Annotated in this window: 17 protein-coding genes and 1 tRNA gene; 15 read left to right on the forward strand and 3 right to left on the reverse strand. The window is 53.1% G+C overall.

The features are described 5' to 3' along the window. The first annotated feature begins 160 nt into the window (after positions 1-160). From BN3544_RS14380 to BN3544_RS10925, 15 genes are all read left to right on the forward strand, one after another. Complete coding sequence (locus tag BN3544_RS14380; RefSeq protein ID WP_019429414.1) at positions 161-1,318, forward strand: acyltransferase family protein; 1,158 nt, start codon at positions 161-163, stop codon at positions 1,316-1,318. Then, positions 1,315-2,271, forward strand: a complete 957-nt coding sequence (locus BN3544_RS10865; protein WP_019429415.1) for a WavE lipopolysaccharide synthesis family protein — start codon at positions 1,315-1,317, stop codon at positions 2,269-2,271. The genes BN3544_RS14380 and BN3544_RS10865 overlap by 4 nt, the downstream gene beginning before the upstream one ends. Then, complete coding sequence (locus tag BN3544_RS10870; protein WP_019429416.1) at positions 2,259-3,620, forward strand: lipopolysaccharide biosynthesis protein; 1,362 nt, start codon at positions 2,259-2,261, stop codon at positions 3,618-3,620. Before BN3544_RS10865 ends, BN3544_RS10870 begins: the two co-directional genes overlap by 13 nt. After that, entirely contained in the window at positions 3,565-4,461 is an 897-nt protein-coding gene (locus BN3544_RS10875; protein WP_081499361.1) for a phosphotransferase, read from the forward strand. The genes BN3544_RS10870 and BN3544_RS10875 overlap by 56 nt, the downstream gene beginning before the upstream one ends. Further along, positions 4,458-5,480 (forward strand): NAD-dependent epimerase/dehydratase family protein, encoded by a 1,023-nt coding sequence (locus BN3544_RS10880; protein WP_019429418.1) that lies wholly within the window; start codon positions 4,458-4,460, stop codon positions 5,478-5,480. Before BN3544_RS10875 ends, BN3544_RS10880 begins: the two co-directional genes overlap by 4 nt. Positions 5,481-5,488: 8 nt before the next feature. Further along, positions 5,489-6,544 carry an NTP transferase domain-containing protein gene (locus BN3544_RS10885; protein WP_019429419.1) on the forward strand — a complete coding sequence of 352 codons (1,056 nt, stop codon included), beginning with the start codon at positions 5,489-5,491 and terminating at the stop codon, positions 6,542-6,544. Positions 6,545-6,673: 129 nt separating this feature from the next. After that, positions 6,674-7,699, forward strand: coding sequence for a glycosyltransferase (locus tag BN3544_RS14125; protein ID WP_155820397.1), 1,026 nt, complete (start codon positions 6,674-6,676; stop codon positions 7,697-7,699). Further along, positions 7,696-8,730: an EpsG family protein gene (locus tag BN3544_RS10890; protein WP_081499363.1), complete on the forward strand. Its 1,035-nt coding sequence runs from the start codon at positions 7,696-7,698 to the stop codon at positions 8,728-8,730. The genes BN3544_RS14125 and BN3544_RS10890 overlap by 4 nt, the downstream gene beginning before the upstream one ends. Before the next feature lie 41 nt (positions 8,731-8,771). After that, positions 8,772-9,707: an NAD-dependent epimerase/dehydratase family protein gene (locus BN3544_RS10895; RefSeq protein ID WP_019429422.1), complete on the forward strand. Its 936-nt coding sequence runs from the start codon at positions 8,772-8,774 to the stop codon at positions 9,705-9,707. Further along, complete coding sequence (locus tag BN3544_RS10900) at positions 9,704-10,819, forward strand: glycosyltransferase family 4 protein (protein ID WP_019429423.1); 1,116 nt, start codon at positions 9,704-9,706, stop codon at positions 10,817-10,819. Before BN3544_RS10895 ends, BN3544_RS10900 begins: the two co-directional genes overlap by 4 nt. A gap of 62 nt (positions 10,820-10,881) precedes the next feature. Continuing rightward, on the forward strand, positions 10,882-11,877 hold the full coding sequence (locus tag BN3544_RS10905; RefSeq protein ID WP_019429424.1) for an NAD-dependent epimerase/dehydratase family protein: 996 nt from the start codon (positions 10,882-10,884) through the stop codon (positions 11,875-11,877). Continuing rightward, positions 11,870-12,679 (forward strand): glycosyltransferase, encoded by an 810-nt coding sequence (locus BN3544_RS10910; protein ID WP_019429425.1) that lies wholly within the window; start codon positions 11,870-11,872, stop codon positions 12,677-12,679. The genes BN3544_RS10905 and BN3544_RS10910 overlap by 8 nt, the downstream gene beginning before the upstream one ends. An 8-nt stretch (positions 12,680-12,687) precedes the next feature. Beyond that, positions 12,688-14,613 (forward strand): HAD-IIIA family hydrolase, encoded by a 1,926-nt coding sequence (locus BN3544_RS14130; protein ID WP_019429426.1) that lies wholly within the window; start codon positions 12,688-12,690, stop codon positions 14,611-14,613. A 54-nt stretch (positions 14,614-14,667) separates the two neighbouring features. After that, positions 14,668-15,600, forward strand: a complete 933-nt coding sequence (locus tag BN3544_RS10920) for a GHMP family kinase ATP-binding protein (RefSeq protein ID WP_197409910.1) — start codon at positions 14,668-14,670, stop codon at positions 15,598-15,600. A 6-nt stretch (positions 15,601-15,606) separates the two neighbouring features. After that, a complete protein-coding gene (locus tag BN3544_RS10925) occupies positions 15,607-16,173 on the forward strand; it encodes a D-sedoheptulose-7-phosphate isomerase (RefSeq protein WP_026036549.1) in 567 nt (188 codons plus the stop codon). 225 nt (positions 16,174-16,398) lie between these two features. On the opposite strand, the gene BN3544_RS10930 is transcribed toward BN3544_RS10925, so the two are convergent. The 3 genes from BN3544_RS10930 to BN3544_RS10940 all read right to left on the reverse strand — a co-directional run bounded on the left by BN3544_RS10930 (position 16,399) and on the right by BN3544_RS10940 (position 18,261). Then, positions 16,399-16,474 (reverse strand) — tRNA-Asn (locus BN3544_RS10930). 57 nt (positions 16,475-16,531) lie between these two features. After that, on the reverse strand, positions 16,532-17,458 hold the full coding sequence (gene thiE, locus BN3544_RS10935) for a thiamine phosphate synthase (protein ID WP_019429429.1): 927 nt from the start codon (positions 17,456-17,458) through the stop codon (positions 16,532-16,534). Next, a complete protein-coding gene (locus BN3544_RS10940) occupies positions 17,455-18,261 on the reverse strand; it encodes a thiazole synthase (RefSeq protein WP_019429430.1) in 807 nt (268 codons plus the stop codon). The genes thiE and BN3544_RS10940 overlap by 4 nt, the downstream gene beginning before the upstream one ends. Positions 18,262-18,292: the final 31 nt, after the last annotated feature.

The following is an 18,292-nucleotide window of genomic DNA, read 5'->3' on the forward strand; positions in this document are numbered from 1 at the left end:
GCAGCAGGCCATCGAGGCATGGTTGGCTCGGTCATCGTGCGCACTTTGGAACAGCAAGACCAGACCTACATCGTTACGCGAACTCATGCAAGCCCGCACATGGGGGACGGGGCACAGCAGTTGGTGTGGGTTTGCTGCAGCCAGCAGAAAGGGCAGTTTAATGACTGATCGAATCTCCGCGGTTGGGCTGGATGCCCCCAAGGCCGCATCGACCAAGACCAAAGAGCACACCACGACTGCAATTGGTGGAAGTCTGAGGTCGCTGGAGTCGCTGCGTATTCTCGCGGCCCTACTGGTGGTCTGCGCACATCTATCGCCCTACAAAATACCTGTATTAGGCCAATTTTTCGGCGCCAACCGATTTCTCGGCTCCATTGGCGTAGATTTGTTCTTTGTAATCAGCGGTGTCGTGATCGGTCTTTCCACAGTCCGCGCAGTCACGGGCACAATGGATAGTCCGCTGAGGAACTTTCTAGTCGCGCGGATCTTTCGTATTTTCCCCCTATATTGGGTCGTTACTGCTATTTCGATCGCTCTGCTATGGCAAAGGGGGCGACCCCTGCCGGCATGGGACGAGTTACTGCACTCACTGACACTCATTCCCCGCCTAGACAACGGCCAATATGTAGATCCAATCGTCGCCATCGGTTGGACGCTTCAGTTCGAAATCTTCTTCTATTCGCTCTGCGCACTGGGAATTTTGGCCCGGTCAAAATATTTGCCAATAATCGCGGCCATCGCACTGTCCGCCGCCTCATTCGCATTCGACGGCTACTACCTTAATCCCATCTTGCTGGAGTTTGCGGGTGGATACGCGTTTGCCCTGTATCTTGCAAATCAAAAGCAGCCAATAGGTCAGATAGGGTTTCCCTTGGCTACCGTCCTTGTAGTCGCCAGCACAGCGCTATTCCTATTCGCCGCTACCGGCCGCGATGCCGGCTATCCGCCCGCATTTGACCTGATGCAGGCTCCGCGCATGATGATCGCTTTCGGCGACGCTTACATCCCTCGTTGGCTGGCGTGGGGCTTACCAGCATTTATCATCGTCGTAGTCGCCTTGCGACTAGAGAACTCTCTTAGCTGGCGTCTGGCGTCGCTTGGGAAGTACACCTATTCCGTCTATCTCTGCCACACCTTTGCAATCTCTGCCGCACTCATTTTGGCTCGACGCTTTGGACAAGAGGAAATCATGGTTGCAGTGTTACCCATCTGCCTTTTCTTGATAGCCGGCTTCACCTGCTGGACAATCGAGCAACCAATGATAAAGGCTGGCAAACACTTGACCAAAAGACTTCGCGCAGCGACTCCATCGCCATGAAGCCTCACGCAGCCCCAATGCCCCAGGTTGGGCTTGACCAAATAACGATTGTCTTACAAGGCAATTTCAACGCTGAAACGGCGCGCATAGTCGCGCACTTGCAAGCTCTCGCCCCTACAGCGCCCATCGTACTGTCCTGCTGGGAATCTAATCGCGCTGAGGTAGCTCAGACCCACCTACCTGGGGTTACTACAATTTTCTCTCAAGATCCAGGCGCCCCATTCATCGAAGGATTCAAGGGCGACAATATCCGCCGGCAAATCGTCAGTTCACGCTGCGGCATCGAGAAAGTGCGAACGCCGTGGGTCGTCAAAATTCGTTCGGATGTTTCAATTGACCCGCGGCTCCTTCAGGAACTAACCTCTTTGTGCACAAGATTGCCTGACGATCCGGCCAGCTTGTTCAGCCACAAAGTTGTTGCCACCAGCCTCACGACGCTTGATGGCGTGCGCTCCGGCCTCTATTTCCATGTATGCGACTGGCTTTATCTAGGACGCACAGATGACGTGCGCGCAATTTTCTCGGCACCGCTCCCGGACGGCGATTTTTTTACCTACTTCCGACACACCCAACCGGCGCCCGAAATCTGTTCAAGGTATCGCTCTGAATCTTATTTGTTATATCACTTGGTGCGAGCCAAGCTCGGCATCGAATATCTCTACTCGGGATATTTGGATCCAGAATTAGCCGCAATTTCAGAGCAAATCCTCAAGGTCAATTTCGTCATCGTTAACCCATGGAATCTTGGCCTAACCAGCAGCAAACATCGCAAACTCTACCTTTGGATGCGGCCTGGCTGCTACTCGGAACTAAATTGCGGGGGGCTTTTCGAACTGATTGGCCCAGTACGCTCGGCCGTAGCAATTGGCCGTGATCTAGCTACCAGATGCATCTCGGTACTAGCAGCAGCAGTGATTAAGTTACGTAATCGGGTTCGGGCATGGCGCGCTTAAGCTCAATCAGCAGCGGCACAATCCTGGCGTTGGGCAACGTCTACGGGGTGCTGTCTGCTTTTGCTGTCCTATCTATCGTATTTAATAATGTTGATCTCAAAACATTCGGTTCCATAAGCCTGCTACTGACTTCAATATCGATTTTCCAGACGCTATTCAATACCCAGTCGTGGCAAGGCATCCTAAACAGCAGCAGGGAAATTTCCGCCTCGACACTTCGCCTTTGTTTGCTCATTGATGCTGGTACAGCAGTGATGGGTTCACTGCTGCTTGCACTCTGCTACGCCATTTCCCCAAAACTACTATCAGAAGCAGCAGTACCATCCATCCTGTTGCTAGTTATAACAAATGTCGCCCTAATTCCACCGGGGGCACTCATTGCCGTGATAAGAAAAGATGGCCGCTTTGCACATCAAGCATTGGTTGATATAACGGCCTCAACTTTGAAGATAGCCATTGCATTCTGGTGGCTACCTGGCGCAACAACATTGCTGCCTTTAGCCATGGCTTTGGTGATTCCAGAATCGCTCCGGTGGTTAGGTTATTTGGCGTTATCAGCATCGCGCTTGACCAACAGGTCGCAAGGATCTTCAATTCACAAGACGGCATCTCAGTCCGTATTAAAAGACATTTACGGATTTTCTGTGTGGGGCATGCTGACCGAGATTATCCACTTGCCTACGGCGCACATTGATAAACTGATGGTCAGCGCTTTTCTCGGACTGGAGTCCCTCGCCATTTGGGACATTCTCAAACGCTGCGTCACCGCCGTTGTGCAAGGCACGGCGGTGATCAACCAAATGTTGTTCCCTTACTTTCTTAGGGCTCGAGAAGACTTTTCCGCATCCGACCTGAATCGCAAGTGCTTTCAACAGTGTTTCAAGCTTGGCAGTCTGCTATTGCTGTTCTACGGCATCGCAACTCTCACCCTGCCCATTTGGTTGCCGCTGGCCTTCCGTGTGGACCAAACCGTATGGCCACTGGATCGACTCCAGCTTATATTCGGATTATTTGCATTAGTCATGACTTTCGTGCTAGGTGCGACGCCAATCCATCCGCTGTTTTTGTCACTAAATCATTCCTCCAGGAATTTCAGGATAAGCTTGATTGGCAACCTTGTGTTTTTTATTTCAAGCGGCCTGCTCCTACCCTGGTTAGGGCTATTCGGAGCGTCCCTGGCGATCCTCAGTTCTGATGTTTTCATTATTGCCGCCAAGCTACGCATGTTGGGGAAGCCAGCCACCAATGCCATGAGCCCAATTGCATATTCATCAGTAATGCTCGAATGCAGCAATGTTATTAATCAGAAAGCTGTGGGTCATTCAAAAAACTTTAAAGACGATGCTTGATCTAAACCAATTCTCCCACTCACATGATTCGCTCGAGATCATTCATCGCGGTCACCTGTCCTGTGTTCGCAAGACATTTCACTCCGACCTCGAACGCGCACAAAGAAATGTGGCTAAACAACGCCAGTTTCGCCCAATTTACACCGGTACGGCCAAGGTCGCGGCGGCAGAGGTCATCGAGTTCCATATGCGATCCGACTCAGCGGAATTGCTGATGCCTTACATTGAGGGCATTACCGGTCATATGTTCCCTGTGCATGCGACTCGCAATGTTGCTCACACCCTAAGCGCCTCTCTCTCGACACTGCTGTACGCTGAGCTGACTGAGAGTCGCGAGGCACTCGTTGAAACCTCGCTTTTTCGGGACAAGTTGAGCTCGGTATCAGAGGCAACACAAGACTTGGCACTCAAGCAATTGGTTGATAACTGTACTGCCGTGGTGGACAGATTTCCCGCTGAGTTGCTGATGCCCATCGGACCTTGCCATGGCGACCTCACGCTTAGCAATTTGATACTCGATCCAGCTTCGGGCATCACGCTGATCGACTTCCTGGAAACATTCCTTGAGACGCCATTGCAGGACGTGGCCAAGCTGAAGCAGGATTTCGTCTACGGCTGGTCCTTCCGCAAGGATCCTCCGGCTCTTGTGATCAAGGCTGAAATCTTATGTCACCACCATTTACCCCAGGCGATCGTACAAATTGAGCGTATGTACCCTGACCAAGTCCGTCTGCTCACCATGATGACGCTTGCTCGCATTGCCCCCTACGTCACGGACTCGGTCACCCAACGCTGGCTTGTACGCAGCCTGACGGACTGCCTTGGAGCGACACCACAATGAATTACTTGATTACCGGAATTGCCGGATTCGTCGGCTCTAGCTTGGCCCGGGCCATTCTTACAAAGCACCCTAAAGCGCGAATCACCGGCATTGACAATATGTCGTTTGGTTACCGCGAGCGACTCTCCGACATCGTGGACCGGATCGAATTCATCGAGGGCGATCTTGTCGACATTGAGCGTTTGCTGGGACGGCGCCGTTTCGACTCGATCGTGCACTGCGCTGCCATCGCGCCGTTGCCGGAATGCCAGCGAGACAGCTATCGTGCACTGTCTCAGAACGTTGCCATATGTGGCGCTGTCGCCGATTACGCGCTCGCGAGCGGTTCGCGAGACATAGTCTTCTTCAGCAGTGGCGCCATCTACGAAGGCACTGCACAGTTCCCCACCCGCGAAGATATTTCGATCGCCACCAGCCTCATCTATCCAACAACGAAGTACATTGCCGAACAGTACTTTGAGGCGATGTGCCGCTCGCATGGGCTTAACGTGACAGCCATCCGGTTGTTCAACTTGTACGGGCCGCACCAAGACTATTTCCGCAAACAACCTCCGTTGATCGGCTACCTTTTGACGAACCTGATTCGCGATCAGCAAGCCGTACTGTTCTCATCGGGTGAACAGTGTCGAGACTACATTTACATTGACGATCTACTCGAGCTTGTACAACTCAGTGCCGTGAAGATGATGAATGAGCTCACAGGTGGCAAGTTTGTTGCGGTAAATGCAGGCAGCGGTGAACCCGTGTCCGTGAACGCCATCATCGAAATTCTTGAGACGCTGTCAGGCAGACAACTCAAGATCGAGCGAAGGCCTGCTGCCCAGTACTGGGACAAATACAACGAACTTTTCGACCGCCCGATTGCTCTTGATCGAATCGTAATCGAACGCGAAGTCAACAAGCACACGCAGGCCGCAATCACAAAGGCCCGCGAAGAGCTCGGCTGGGTGGCGAAGGTCGGGCTTCAGGAGGGCCTCAACGCCTGCCTTAATCACGCCCAGCGCATCATTCTCCTTTGAGGTCATAAATGAAAACCCTAATCCTTCCCGTCGCCGGTCGTTCCTCCCGATTCCCCGGCATGCGTCCAAAATGGCTGCTAACGATGCCCGACGGCAAGCTCATGCTGGAAAAAGCTGTGGAGAAGCTCGACATGTCTGACTACGACCGGGTCGTTGTAGTCTGCCTGCGCGAACATCTCGAGGCCTATCTCACTGAAGAATCCCTTGCCACCGTACTGTCCGGCATTGGTCACTCCAATGTTGATGTTTGCGTCTTAGAGGAACCGACGTCGTCTCAATCAGAAACAGTTTCGCTTGCCCTTGAGCGCGCCGAAGTCGACGGCGCGTTTTTTGTCAAAGATTGTGACAACATGTTCCACGTCCGCTGGAACGGAGGCAATGAAATTGCAGTGCTTGACCTCAATAGCATCGGATTGGTCGACGCTAAGAACAAGAGTTATGTCAATGTCGACGCATTGGGCAATGTGTCCAACATCGTAGAGAAGCAGGTCATCAGTAACTTTTTCTGTTGTGGGGGCTATGGCTTCAGCAGCGCCGACACATTCTTAAAATATTTCCGCTCAATAAAGAGCAATCAGGAAGTTTATCTCTCCCATGTGATCTACAGCATGTTAATGGGCGAAGAGAGCTTCCGAATGAAACAAGCAGACGCGTATATTGACTGGGGCACACTGCGTGAGTACCGCCACTACACACGCTCATTTATCACAGTCTTTTGCGATGTCGACGGCGTTCTGCTTTATAACGGCAGCAAATTCGCGAAGACCGGCTGGTGTACTGAGCCTATTGCTGAAAACTTACAGACGATTGAGCGATTACAAGCGTCCGGTCTTCTCTATTTAATCATTACATCGAGTCGACCTGAATCTGAGGTTGACTATCTAAAAAAACGTCTTGCAGAGTTTGGTGTACACCCTAATCGTTACGTCATGGGACTACCTCACACCCGCAGAATCCTTGTTAACGACTATTCACTTACAAATCCTTTTCCAGCCGCCATGTCGGTCAATTTGGAGCGAGATAGCAAGCTGCTTTCTTCAATTCTCGATTCGATTAGCAGCTAATTCTAATAATTCTTTAGAGTAGTGCACAAATTGAAACCCACTCGACAGCTTCACATCAGTTGCGCTCCGATCTGGCCTGCCAACTCAGGGTACAAGCAGTCGGTCCTCGGCCGTATCTGGGAATCAGTGTTGGCAGGCCACGACTTGCATGTACTTGCCCTTAACAACGAATCCACCACGGCAAAAGGCAACAAAGAATTACCCATTGAGATCGCAGCGATTCGATATCAAGAAGTGAAGAACACAACCGTTCGAAACCCCTTGATAGAACTTTTAAACCTGTTTACAACAGCACCTCGTTTTGCCCGAATTTTTTCAACGCTTGAATTTCGACACGCTGTCGACGTAGCCGTGGAGGCCGTCAATCCGGATGAAGTCATTGCTGAGTCTGTCTGGGCACTGGGTGCAATCCAACGCAACGAATGGCATCGCGTCCACCTTGTCATACATGATGTGACATACCAGCTACTAAAGTCTTCAATGATTGGAGAGCGCTCCTGGATTCGCAAGCTATTTCATTGGCGTGATTTGCGGCGTTGCGAAGCTTTCGAAACCAGCGTATTGCAAAATTTTCCTGGCCGAATCACCTTTTTGACCAAGGAGGATAGAGATTACTATCAGCGTCGTTTTAACCTCACACCAGCCCGCTGTCTACTCGCAAGCAATAAGCTGATGATGGGCAAGCTGGATCGACATGTTCAGCGTAGCTCGCCGTTCCTACTATTCCCTGGCAGCGTGGAGTTCCATCAAAACTTCACAGCCGTTAAGTGGATGGCGGAAATGGTTTGGCCCCTATTAGATGAACGTTTTCGTGGTTTATTGACGATTGCTGTAACTGGGAGGGCTTCTGAAACCAACCGGCGACAATTAGAGGTGTTGGGAATGCCAGTCAAATGGACAGATGAAATTCCATATGAACAACTCAACGAACTTTATCGTTCATGCGTTTGTCTGGTATCCCCGATCATCAGCGGGACTGGCATCAAAGTGAAGAATTTAGAGGCAGTAACCAAGGGCATTCCCTTGGTTACAACTCATCTCTCTGCTCGGGGAATAGATTCGCCACTACTCTATCGTGCAGTTGATGATTCGGCCGAGGCATTTGTTGCAGTGCTCGGTGCTTGTATCAAGCATGAACTTGGTAGGAGACCGTGAAGAGATTAAATAATTCTGTTAGGAACGCGCTTTATCTCGTGCTGTGTGTGCCATTGACGCTGCTTGTTTCCCTGCGAGGCGACACCCGAGATACATTCAATTATCTTGAAGTCTATCGCGGCTTGACCTCTTTCCCATGGAACCCAGCAGATTTTCAAGATGAATACTTTATGGAGTGGGGATTTGGCATACTAACCAGCCTCACTAAACAACTGGCAATCCCGCCTGAAGGTCTTTTTTTTATTGTTTCCTCTTTTACATTCTTAGCGATTGCGAAAGCCTCAATAAGATTGGGACTTGAGCCATGGAGTGCGCTGCCGTTTTATCTATGCACTTTTTTTTTGACGCAACAGTTCATGCAAATTCGACAGGGGTTAGCCGTTGCCATTGCTTTCTGGACAATATCGATAATTATTCAACGTCCTCAATCTTGGCTAAAAGCTGCAATCCTCACACTCTCGGGGGCACTTTTTCATGTAGTGTCTGTTATTCCAATAGCAGTAGCGATAATTATTACTCGTCTTACTCCAGATCATCGTAGCCATAAAAATTGGTACTGGGTCGCGACAACATTAGGAGCAATAATTGGAGCATGCTGGCTTGCATCGTCTACTGATCTGTTTACATTAACGACGCGCATCAGCAACTATATTGGGGATGAGGAATTTGGTTCAGCACGTAGTATCACCGAGCCAGCGAATCTAAGGGCCATAATGGTTACCTTAGCATTTGTTACTCTGCGCCCAAGTGCAGATCGCCCTTGGTTTAAAGCATATATGTCGCTACTCGGCTTATATATTGCACATCTCGGCATCAGAATTGGCTTTATTGATATTGCAATTTTAAGCGGTCGCATCGGTTCAGCACTAGGTTTTTCTGAAATATTTCTACTTCCACTGTTAATAAAAGATCAAATCAAGAGTCGTCGCTGGCGGATCGTATTAACCACTGGCTATATGTTTCTACATCTCTCTATTTCGCTCCTGATTTTTGTGCCTTTCCTGATCGAGGATTATTTCAGGCCGCTCTAACGAAAATTGTTCCTTTACAACGACGCACATAAATTAACAACATGAGAATAGTTCTTCTTGGCGGTACCGGGTTCATCGGGCAGCACTTCGCCCGTTTGTTTCGGTTTTCTGCAGAAATTGTCGTTATCAGCAGAAGTAGGCCACCTGCTGCGAGTATGTTGAATGGAGTTGGCTACATTCAAGGCGACTGCGTTTCGCAGGAATTTCTTCGCCAGGTGCTCCAGATCGATGACTACGTCATTTATTTGGCCTACAACTCGGTGCCAAAAACCTCTTTTGAGGATCCATTACGCGACATCCAAGAGAACTTGCCGTTAGCCATCAGTTTACTTAGCGTACTGCGTGATGTGCCTGTGAAGCGCCTGTTATACGTATCCTCGGGCGGAACTGTCTACGGACCGGCGAATTTAGAATGTTTGATATCTGAGCTACATTCTACACATCCCATTTCACCGTATGGCATTACTAAATTGGCGATTGAGAAGTATTGTCAAATGTACGCACGGCTTTTTGGCATTCCAGTTGTTATTGCTCGCCCGTCAAATCCATTTGGACCAGGACAAGCACCTTACCGCGGTCAGGGGTTTATAGCCACAGCAATCGCCAAGATTTTGCAAGGTGAGGAGATTCCTGTTTTTGGTGAAAACGGCACCGTGCGTGACTACCTTTACATTGACGACTTATGTACTGCATTGAAAATATTGCTGGACTGCGAGATTGAACCAGGAGATATTTTTAATATAGGCTCAGAAAATGGTATGAACAACCTTGAAGTCCTGCAATCCATAGCCAAGGCTACAAAAATTGAATTTTCGAACCACAAGCTCAATTTTCTTCCAGCCCGAAATTTTGATGTGGCATACAACGTTCTGAATAGCGAAAAGATAAAGGCACTGGGTTGGCGACGGATGACGAGCTTGGGCCAAGGTCTTGTACCTACCGTTAAATGGGTCAAAGGAAATCTTGGCGTAGTATGAAGAAAATTCTTTTTATAATCTCTTCTCTGAAACGATGTGGACCTGTCAATATACTTTTCGATATCATCAAGTATGTAGATGGCTCCAAATACACCACCCATATTCTTACACTGCGTAGCGAAGAAGATGATAGCCGCTGGAATGAGTTTGTTGATCTCGGCTCCACTGTAACTAAACTAGATATAAGGGGTGGTTTTTTATGGATTCTAAGCGTGTTGCGATTACGAGCAGCAGTCGATCGCATTCAACCTGATGTCTTGCACTGTATAGGTTTTCGCGCTGACTTTCTCGCATCTTTGTGCCTCAATAAACACAAAAAACTCAGTTCCCAACTCAACTTCCCGTTTGAAGATTACGTCATGACGTATGGGCGGGTGGTCGGAGGCGGTATGGCGCAACTTACTGCTTGGGCACTAAAAAGGCATGACGTAGCTGTGGCGTGCGCTAACGATGTCGCAATCAGGATGGCGGGCCATGGGGTTCCTTGCCGAGTGGTTTATAACGCTATCGATATTGAGCTGTTTACTCCCCCAAACCCGCTCGAACGTCAAAACCAAAGGGCCAAACTGGGCATTCCTAGTGACATAAAATACGTGTTCATTTTTGTTGGCGTTCTTACCGATCGAAAACAACCCTTGATTGCACTCCGGGCCTTTCTGAGATTCAAAGAGATACATCCAGATGCCATTTTATTGATATTAGGCGATGGTCCGGAATTAAAATCATGCTGCGAACTGATTCAGGGCGTTGATGGTGTTGTCTTCGCGGGCCGTGTCAGTGCCACTCTACCGTATTTAATTGCGAGTGATGCTTATATCGCTACATCTAAAGCTGAAGGTATGCCATTGTCTGTCGTTGAGGGCATGGCAATGCGCTTACCTGTAGTATTATCAGACATTAAGCCTCACCAAGAAATTCTAGCAATCGACCCTCAGGCAGGCGTTCTTGCACGTACAGGCTCAGTCGATGAGACCTTTCAGGCAATGATTGAATTAGTTGGGAGCGATCTGATAATACGAGGCGCTCACGCTAGAAATATTGTCGAACATGAATTGAATTCGAAAGTCATGTCGATGAAGTACCAAGGTATCTATGCCGAGTTGATGACCTAATTTTGATCTCATTAACTCAGTATGACTGCTAATTCTTCTTCATTCACCTCCACTAATCACACATGAGAGTTTCTATAATTGCTGGCGGCGCTGGATTTATAGGCTGCAATTTACTACCCATCCTTGCCAAGGAGGATCGTCACCTGATGGTTCTGGACAATCTTTGTCGCGGCCGCGCGGAATACTTAGACCCTGTTCGAGAAACATCTCCCGGGCGAATTCATTTTTCGAATGTGGACCTATCCGATCGTGATGCCACTACTGCAGCATTCGCCGCTGCAGCGCAGATTGGCGTCATTGACGAGGTATGGCATTTGGCCGCTAATTCGGACATCCCCGCAGGCGTTATGGATGCAGGTGTCGACCTTCGCGATACATTTATGACGACTTTCTCTCTGTTGGAGTGTATGAAAGCTCACCGGGTCGGTGTGCTGCATTTCGCGTCAAGTTCGGCGATCTATGGTGACCTTGGTAACGTGCCTTTGCATGAGGCAATCGGACCACTGTTGCCAATTTCCAACTATGGGGCAATGAAGCTAGCTTCTGAGGCGCTCATTGCAGCAGCGGCGGAATCTTTTCTAAAGCAAGCCAACCTCTTCCGTTTCCCCAATGTCGTCGGTGCCCCGGCTACACACGGCGTAATCTTGGATTTCATCAATAAACTCAAGGTCGACGCCGACCACCTTGACGTCCTCGGTGATGGCACGCAACAAAAAGCCTACCTGCATGTGTCGGACCTTGTGGATGCAATGATGCACATCCGGCGCGCCGCCCAGCTACCCAAGATCTTCCCGATCAACATTGGTCCGGTCGACGACGGCGTAACGGTCCGCTTCATAGCCCATGCTGTTACCGCGCGGGTGCGCCCGAAAGCTGACATCCGTTTCGGCATCGGCAACAAGGGCTGGATTGGCGACGTGCCCAAGTTCTATTACTCCGTCGAGCGTCTGCGCCAGGCAGGCTGGACCCCTAGCCGTAATTCCGCCGACGCCGTGTGTCACGCCATCGACCAGATCGCGACGCAGGAAGGGTTCGCGGCGGGGGGATCGCATGGCTAACGCCCCGAAGGTGACGCTACTTGTTCCTGCCTTTAACGAGCCTGAACATATCCTGGAGCAGAGCCTGACTAGCGTGATGGCACAGACCTTCACCGACTTCGAGTGCATCGTGGTCGATGAAAGTACCCGCCCGGAAGCCGCGCAGGCCTGCCAGCGCATTTGCGCGCGCGACCCGCGTTTTCGCTACATCCATCCGACTGAGCGCCTTGGTCTACCCGGCAGTCTCAACCTCGCCATATCTATGGCCAGGGCCAAGTTGCTGGCTCGCTTCGACTCCGATGACATCTGCCTACCGGAACGGCTCGACGTCCAGGTGACGTTCATGGACGCGCATCCGGACATCGGCGTCGTCGGCGCGGGGCTGCAGTTGATCGATGAGACCGGCCGACCGACTGCAGAACGCCACTACCCAGAGCGCTCCGATGACATCGCGCGCAAGCTTCATTTCACTTCCACGCTGGCTCATCCGACGGTCATGTACCGCACCGATATCGTCAAGCGCTTCGGTGGCTACGATCCGACGTTCCGCTTTGCAGAGGATCTCGATCTCTGGCTTCGGTGGCTAAACCGTGGTGTGAAATTCGCGAACGTTCCGGAAGTGCTTGTGAAATACAGGCAGGCGCAGACGTGCCGCCATCCTACCCACTGGCGCTTCAACCTCCGGGCGCGAGTGCGGAACTTCGGGTCTAGCCACCTGCTGCGCCGCGTCGCCGGGATCGCCTGTATCGGCATCTGGTCAATCCTCCCTTCCATTGTGCAGGAGTCGATTTTCCGGTTAATGCTCCTACGTGACCGTCCCTAAATAGCACCATGACTTCGTCCCCCACGTTCCTCTGCAACGTCGCCATCCTCGCGGGAGGCCAGGGCACCCGCTTAGCTAGCCGCTCCGGCGATATGCCCAAGCCTATGGTCCGGGTGATGGGCAAACCGGTACTGCAGCACCAGATTGAGCTCTGCCGCAAGCACGGATTCATCGACATCGCCCTGCTGGTCCATCACCGGCACGAGACTATCTCAGATTTCTTTGGAGACGGCTCGAAATTCGGCGTCCGCATCCGCTACGAGGTGGAGGAAACGCCGCGCGGTACCTCCGGCGCGCTGCGAGACGCGCTACACGCACTCAAGCCGCAGTTCCTGCTGCTGTACGGCGACACCTACCTCGACATCGACCTGAGTCGATTCTTCGGCACGCATCTGGCCTCCGACGCGAATGCCACGCTGTTTCTGCACCCGAATGACCATCCCTACGATTCTGATCTAGTCGACATCGACGATAGTGGGTACGTGCGCGACATCTACCCCTATCCGCATCCGGAAGGCCAGGACCTGCGCAACCTAGTGAACGCCGCGCTTTACGCCATCCGCAACGAGTCCCTGCCCTTGGTCACGCCCGAAACCGGCAAGGCCGACATCGCCAAGCACATGTTCCCCGCAATGCTCGCCCAAGGCTTGCGGCTGCACGGCTATGCCACGCCTGAGTACATCAAGGACATGGGTACGCCGGACCGCCTCGACAAGGTCGAGCGTGACATCGAAGTAGGCTTGCCAGAGAGGCTGTCCTGGCGTGGGCTACGCAAAGCGGTTTTCTTGGATCGGGATGGCACCTTGAACCACGAGGTCAACCACCTGAAGTCTCCCGACCAGATCGAGTTGCTCCCAGGGGTCGGCGAGGCCGTGCGGCAGATCAACCGGGCAGGCCTGCTGGCTGTACTCACCACCAACCAGCCAGTTATCGCTCGTGGCGACGTGACGATCGAAGAACTTCATCGGATTCACGCCCGCCTGGAGAGCCTGCTCGGCTCACAGCGCGCCTACCTCGACGCCATCTACTATTGCCCGCATCACCCGGACAAGGGATTCGAGGACGAGGTCCCGCCGCTGAAGATCGTCTGCGAATGCCGCAAGCCCGCGCCCGGCATGATCGAGCAAGCATCGCGGGATCTTGCCATTTCGCGAGAAGGCTCCTGGATGGTGGGCGACACGACCGCCGACATCGAGGCAGGTCGGCGCGCCGGCGTTCGCACGATACTGCTGCAAACAGGATACGCGGGACGGGACGCAAAGCACGCCGGACGCCCGGATTATGTGGCCGCCAGCTTGTGCGACGCAGCCCAATGGATCACTGTGGGCCATGACCGTGCACGGCGCCAGCTGGCGCCCATCGCGTTGGCCGCGCTGGACCGCCGCGTCATCCTGATCGGCGGTCTGGCACGATCGGGCAAATCCTTCGCAGCGCAAGTGCTGAAGGAGCTGCTGCCGGTGCTTGGCAAGCCCGCCCATGTCGTCACTCTGGACGGCTGGCTCAAGCCCGGCGACCAGCGAGACGAAGGCACGGGCGTGCTCGATCGTTACGACTTGGCGGCTGCGGCTTTTCGACTCGCGGAGATAGCCGGGGCGACGCAGCGCGTAGAGTTCCATGAACCGGTCTACGACCGCTTCAATCGCACCACAGCCTCGCACGGCGAACGCCATTCTGTCGGTACAGATGACGTACTCATCATCGAGGGGGTTCCAGCACTTTGCCTCACCACGCTGATGCCATCCGCGCGCACGCTGAGGCTATTCATTAACGAGTCAGAGGATATTCGCCTTAAACGATTGAAGGGCGACTATGCCGCCCGCGGCTACGCAGAAGAAAAGATAAATGAAGTTCTGAAAAGCCGAGCAAGCGACGAAACCCTGACAATCCGCAGATCTTCGGAATTCGCGGATCACATGATTGATTGGAAGAAGTAAATGATTGTCAGCAAGACTCCCTTGAGGATGAGCTTTGTAGGCGGTGGAAGCGACTTGCCCGCCTACTATCGCGAGGAAATCGGCGCAGTGCTGTCGACATCGATCGACAAGTACATGTACATCTGCGTCAGCAAAAAGTTCGATGGGCGAATCCGGCTAAGCTACACAAAGACCGAGGACGTCCAGTCTCGGCATGAGATCGATCATCCGCTGGTCCGGCACGCGCTGGATGTGGTTGGAATCGACGGCGGCATCGAGATCGCCTCTATGGCGGACATTCCGTCCAAGGGCTCGGGCTTGGGGTCCTCCAGCACCTACACCGTGGGCCTACTGAATGCGCTGTACGCCTACCGTAACCGCTTCGCATCGAAGGAGACACTGGCGCGGCAGGCCTGCGAGATCGAGATCGATCGCTGTGGCGAGCCGATCGGTAAGCAGGACCAGTACGCGGCGGCTTACGGCGGCCTCAACCTCATCCGCTTCCACCCGGACGACTCGGTGTCGGTCGATCCCGTTATCTGCAAGCCCAGCTTGCTGCAGGAGATGGAGGATTCTACCTTGGTCTTCTTCACTGGCCGCACCCGCAGCGCCTCAGCCGTGCTTGCCAATCAGTCGGCAGCGATGCAAGCTACCGACCGCCGCTTGCTGATGCGCCGGATGGTCGAGTTGGCCTTCGAAATGAAAGAGCAGCTCGAATCTGGCACGCTTGAGCATCTTGGTACGCTGCTCGACGAGAACTGGCGCCTCAAGGCCCAATTGACGGCGGGAATCACCGATCCGCAGATCGACGGCTGGTACGCCGCTGGATTGGCCAATGGCGCACTGGGCGGGAAGCTGCTCGGCGCAGGCAATGGTGGATTCATGATGTTCTACGCTCCTCCGGAGAGTCAAGCGAAGATTACCTCTGCGCTCTGCGATCTGCGGCCTGTAAAGTTCCGGTTTGATCGAACCGGAGCGCAAGTCGTTTTTTATCAACCGCAAATGTGAGCTTTTATGACAACTTTCACTGTTTCCAATTATTTAACAGCACACCATCAACTTGCACAGCGAGTAGACGCTGCCACATTTCAAACAGGCATTGAGATGATCAAGGCTGCGTTCGAAAGCGGCAAAAAAATCATCACTTGTGGCAATGGGGGAAGTGCATCTACTGCTTCTCATTACATTACTGACTGGAACAAAATGGTGAACCTAGCCACAGGTAAGAAATTCCGTGGCGTATCACTGTGCGACAACGTTGGCCTCATCACAGCCTACGGTAATGATCTTGCCTATTCGGAGGTTTTTGCAGGGCAAGTCGATGCGCTTATGGATGAAGGGGATTTGCTTGTTGCTGTTAGCGGTAGCGGTAACTCGCCAAACGTGCTTAAGGCTATAGAGTCAGCCCGCAACGCGGGCGGAAAGGTCTTGGGCGTTGTTGGTTACGACGGCGGGAAGATGATGCCCAAGTGCGACCACAGCGTTTGGGTGCCGTCGTTTGACATGCAACTATGTGAGGACGTCCATCTGATGTTCGGGCATATGGTTATGAAAACGCTTTGCGGCTCAACCATTAATTAATTATTTTGATTGAGATTATAAATATCTGCTGATTTCACTTCTCACAATAGCAAGGGCTTGAGTTAGCCCCGTGAATCACAGTCCCGTCGGTATTGAGCGATATCGTTCTCGAGTTGGCCCATTTGGGCTGATCACTGCCCGTCGTCGTCAGCTCCCTGTAAACCAAACACACTGAAACAACCCAAAGAAAAAGCCCCTGCAATTGCTTGCAGGGGCTTTACTTTTTGGCTCCTCGACCTGGGCTCGAACCAGGGACCTACGGATTAACAGTCCGGCGCTCTACCGACTGAGCTATCGAGGAATAGCTTCGAATTATAGAGGTGTTTTTGGCCTGTTTTGAGAGGGGCGGCAAGATTTTTTAAGTTTGTCGCGAATCACGTATCAATTCGCTCAAGTGGCGTGCTGCATCCATGGGATGGCTGCTGCCGGTGATGGCCCTGACCACGGCAATCGAGCCCACGCCGCTTTGCATGACCCGTGGAATACGCGCTTCATCGATGCCGCCAATGGCAACCAGGGGCGTGTGTTGCATGAGCTCGGCGTAGGCCTGTAGACGCCCAAGGCCTTGCGGTGCCGTTTGCATGCGCTTGAGGGTGGTGGGGAATACGGCACCCAAGGCGATGTAGCTGGGGTTGACCGCATCGGCGCGCAACATTTCGGCATAGCCGTGGGTGCTCAAGCCCAGCCGCAGGCCAGCTTCACGTATTTTTTCAAGGGGCGCTTCGTCCATGTCTTCTTGGCCGAGGTGCACGCCGTAAGCGCCTTCTTCGATGGCGATTTGCCAATGGTCGTTGATGAACAGCAGCGCACCCGTGCCCTGCACGGCTTGCACGGCGGCCCTGACTTCTTGGCGAATGGCCTTTGTATCGTCTGACTTGAAGCGCAACTGCACCGTGGGCACCCCCGCACTGGCCATGCGGCCCACCCATTGGGCGTCGGGCAACACGGCGTAGAGGCCGAGTGCATGAGGGCATGCAGCAAAAGCATGTGCCCGGGGCGTCGGCGCGATGCCGAAATCTGATGGGTGGCACGGCCAATCGTTGGCTGAAAACTGGCCTGTGCGTTGCGTTTGTGCAGCCCATGCTTGTGCCACAGATTGCGCGTCATGCTCTAAAAATCCGAGCATGCGGCAGCCTTGCAATACCCCCGCGGTCTCTGGACTCAGGGCCGCATCGCGGGCATGAACTGCTTGTGCGTAGGGCAAAGCATCTCCTGCCAGCATGGCCGCGTGTTGTGTGGCCAAAGCGTGGGCGATGTTTTGTGGTGTTTGCAGCGCGGGGCTCATGCGTGGTTCCAGAACGGTGTGCCCAGCACCGGTGTGCTGGGTTGGGCGTTGTCTTGCGCTTGCATGGCGCCCGAGCAGTAGGCTGCTCGCCCCGCGTTGACGGCATCGGCAAAGGCTTTGGCCATGCTGACAGGATCTTGTGCCAAAGCCACGGCGGTGTTGAGCAGCACGGCGTCAAAGCCCCATTCCATGACCTGGCAAGCGTGTGAGGGCAGGCCCAAACCGGCGTCCACGATCATGGGCACATCCAGGCGTTCGCGCAGGGTGCGCAGGGCGTGTGGGTTGATGGGGCCTTTGCCTGTGCCGATGGGAGCCGCCCACGGCATGACAGCTTGGCAACCCACATCGACCAAGCGCTGGCACAGCACCAAATCGTCGGTGGTGTAGGGCAACACCTTGAAGCCCGCTTGGATCAAACGGCTGGCGGCCTCGGGCAAGTTCAGTGTGTCGGGTTGCAGCGTGTAGTCGTCACCAATGAGTTCGAGCTTGATCCAGTCTGTTTCAAAGACTTCACGCGCCATCTCGGCCGTGGTGATGGCTTCTTGCATGCTGTGGCACCCTGCGGTGTTGGGCAGCACGGGCACGTTGGCTTGGCGCAGCAGGTTCCAAAAGCTTTGCGAAGCCTCACCGCCGCTGCCGGTTTGGCGGCGCAGCGAGGCGGTCAGCATGGCGGGTTGCGAGCGTTCGATGGCTTGCAACAGCACGCTGGGTGATGGGTAACGCGATGTGCCCAGCATCAAACGGCTGTGAAAAGTTTCGCCGTACAGCGTGAGGGGGTCAGCAGGCAGTGTGTGGGTGGTCATGGTGTTGCCGGAGGGTTGCCAGAGTGTTGTC

Origin of the sequence: Limnohabitans sp. Rim47 (assembly GCF_001517545.1) — a bacterium.
Classification (GTDB): Bacteria; Pseudomonadota; Gammaproteobacteria; order Burkholderiales; family Burkholderiaceae_C; genus Limnohabitans_A.

Coding starts and splice junctions, on each gene's coding strand:
- BN3544_RS14380 (WP_019429414.1), top strand. CDS start 161: ATGACTGATCGAATCTCCGCGGTTGGGCTGGATGCCCCCAAGGCCGCA.
- BN3544_RS10865 (WP_019429415.1), top strand. CDS start 1,315: ATGAAGCCTCACGCAGCCCCAATGCCCCAGGTTGGGCTTGACCAAATA.
- BN3544_RS10870 (WP_019429416.1), top strand. CDS start 2,259: ATGGCGCGCTTAAGCTCAATCAGCAGCGGCACAATCCTGGCGTTGGGC.
- BN3544_RS10875 (WP_081499361.1), top strand. CDS start 3,565: ATGTTATTAATCAGAAAGCTGTGGGTCATTCAAAAAACTTTAAAGACG.
- BN3544_RS10880 (WP_019429418.1), top strand. CDS start 4,458: ATGAATTACTTGATTACCGGAATTGCCGGATTCGTCGGCTCTAGCTTG.
- BN3544_RS10885 (WP_019429419.1), top strand. CDS start 5,489: ATGAAAACCCTAATCCTTCCCGTCGCCGGTCGTTCCTCCCGATTCCCC.
- BN3544_RS10895 (WP_019429422.1), top strand. CDS start 8,772: ATGAGAATAGTTCTTCTTGGCGGTACCGGGTTCATCGGGCAGCACTTC.
- BN3544_RS10900 (WP_019429423.1), top strand. CDS start 9,704: ATGAAGAAAATTCTTTTTATAATCTCTTCTCTGAAACGATGTGGACCT.
- BN3544_RS10905 (WP_019429424.1), top strand. CDS start 10,882: ATGAGAGTTTCTATAATTGCTGGCGGCGCTGGATTTATAGGCTGCAAT.
- BN3544_RS10910 (WP_019429425.1), top strand. CDS start 11,870: ATGGCTAACGCCCCGAAGGTGACGCTACTTGTTCCTGCCTTTAACGAG.
- BN3544_RS14130 (WP_019429426.1), top strand. CDS start 12,688: ATGACTTCGTCCCCCACGTTCCTCTGCAACGTCGCCATCCTCGCGGGA.
- BN3544_RS10925 (WP_026036549.1), top strand. CDS start 15,607: ATGACAACTTTCACTGTTTCCAATTATTTAACAGCACACCATCAACTT.
- thiE (WP_019429429.1), bottom strand. CDS start 17,458: ATGAGCCCCGCGCTGCAAACACCACAAAACATCGCCCACGCTTTGGCC.
- BN3544_RS10940 (WP_019429430.1), bottom strand. CDS start 18,261: ATGACCACCCACACACTGCCTGCTGACCCCCTCACGCTGTACGGCGAA.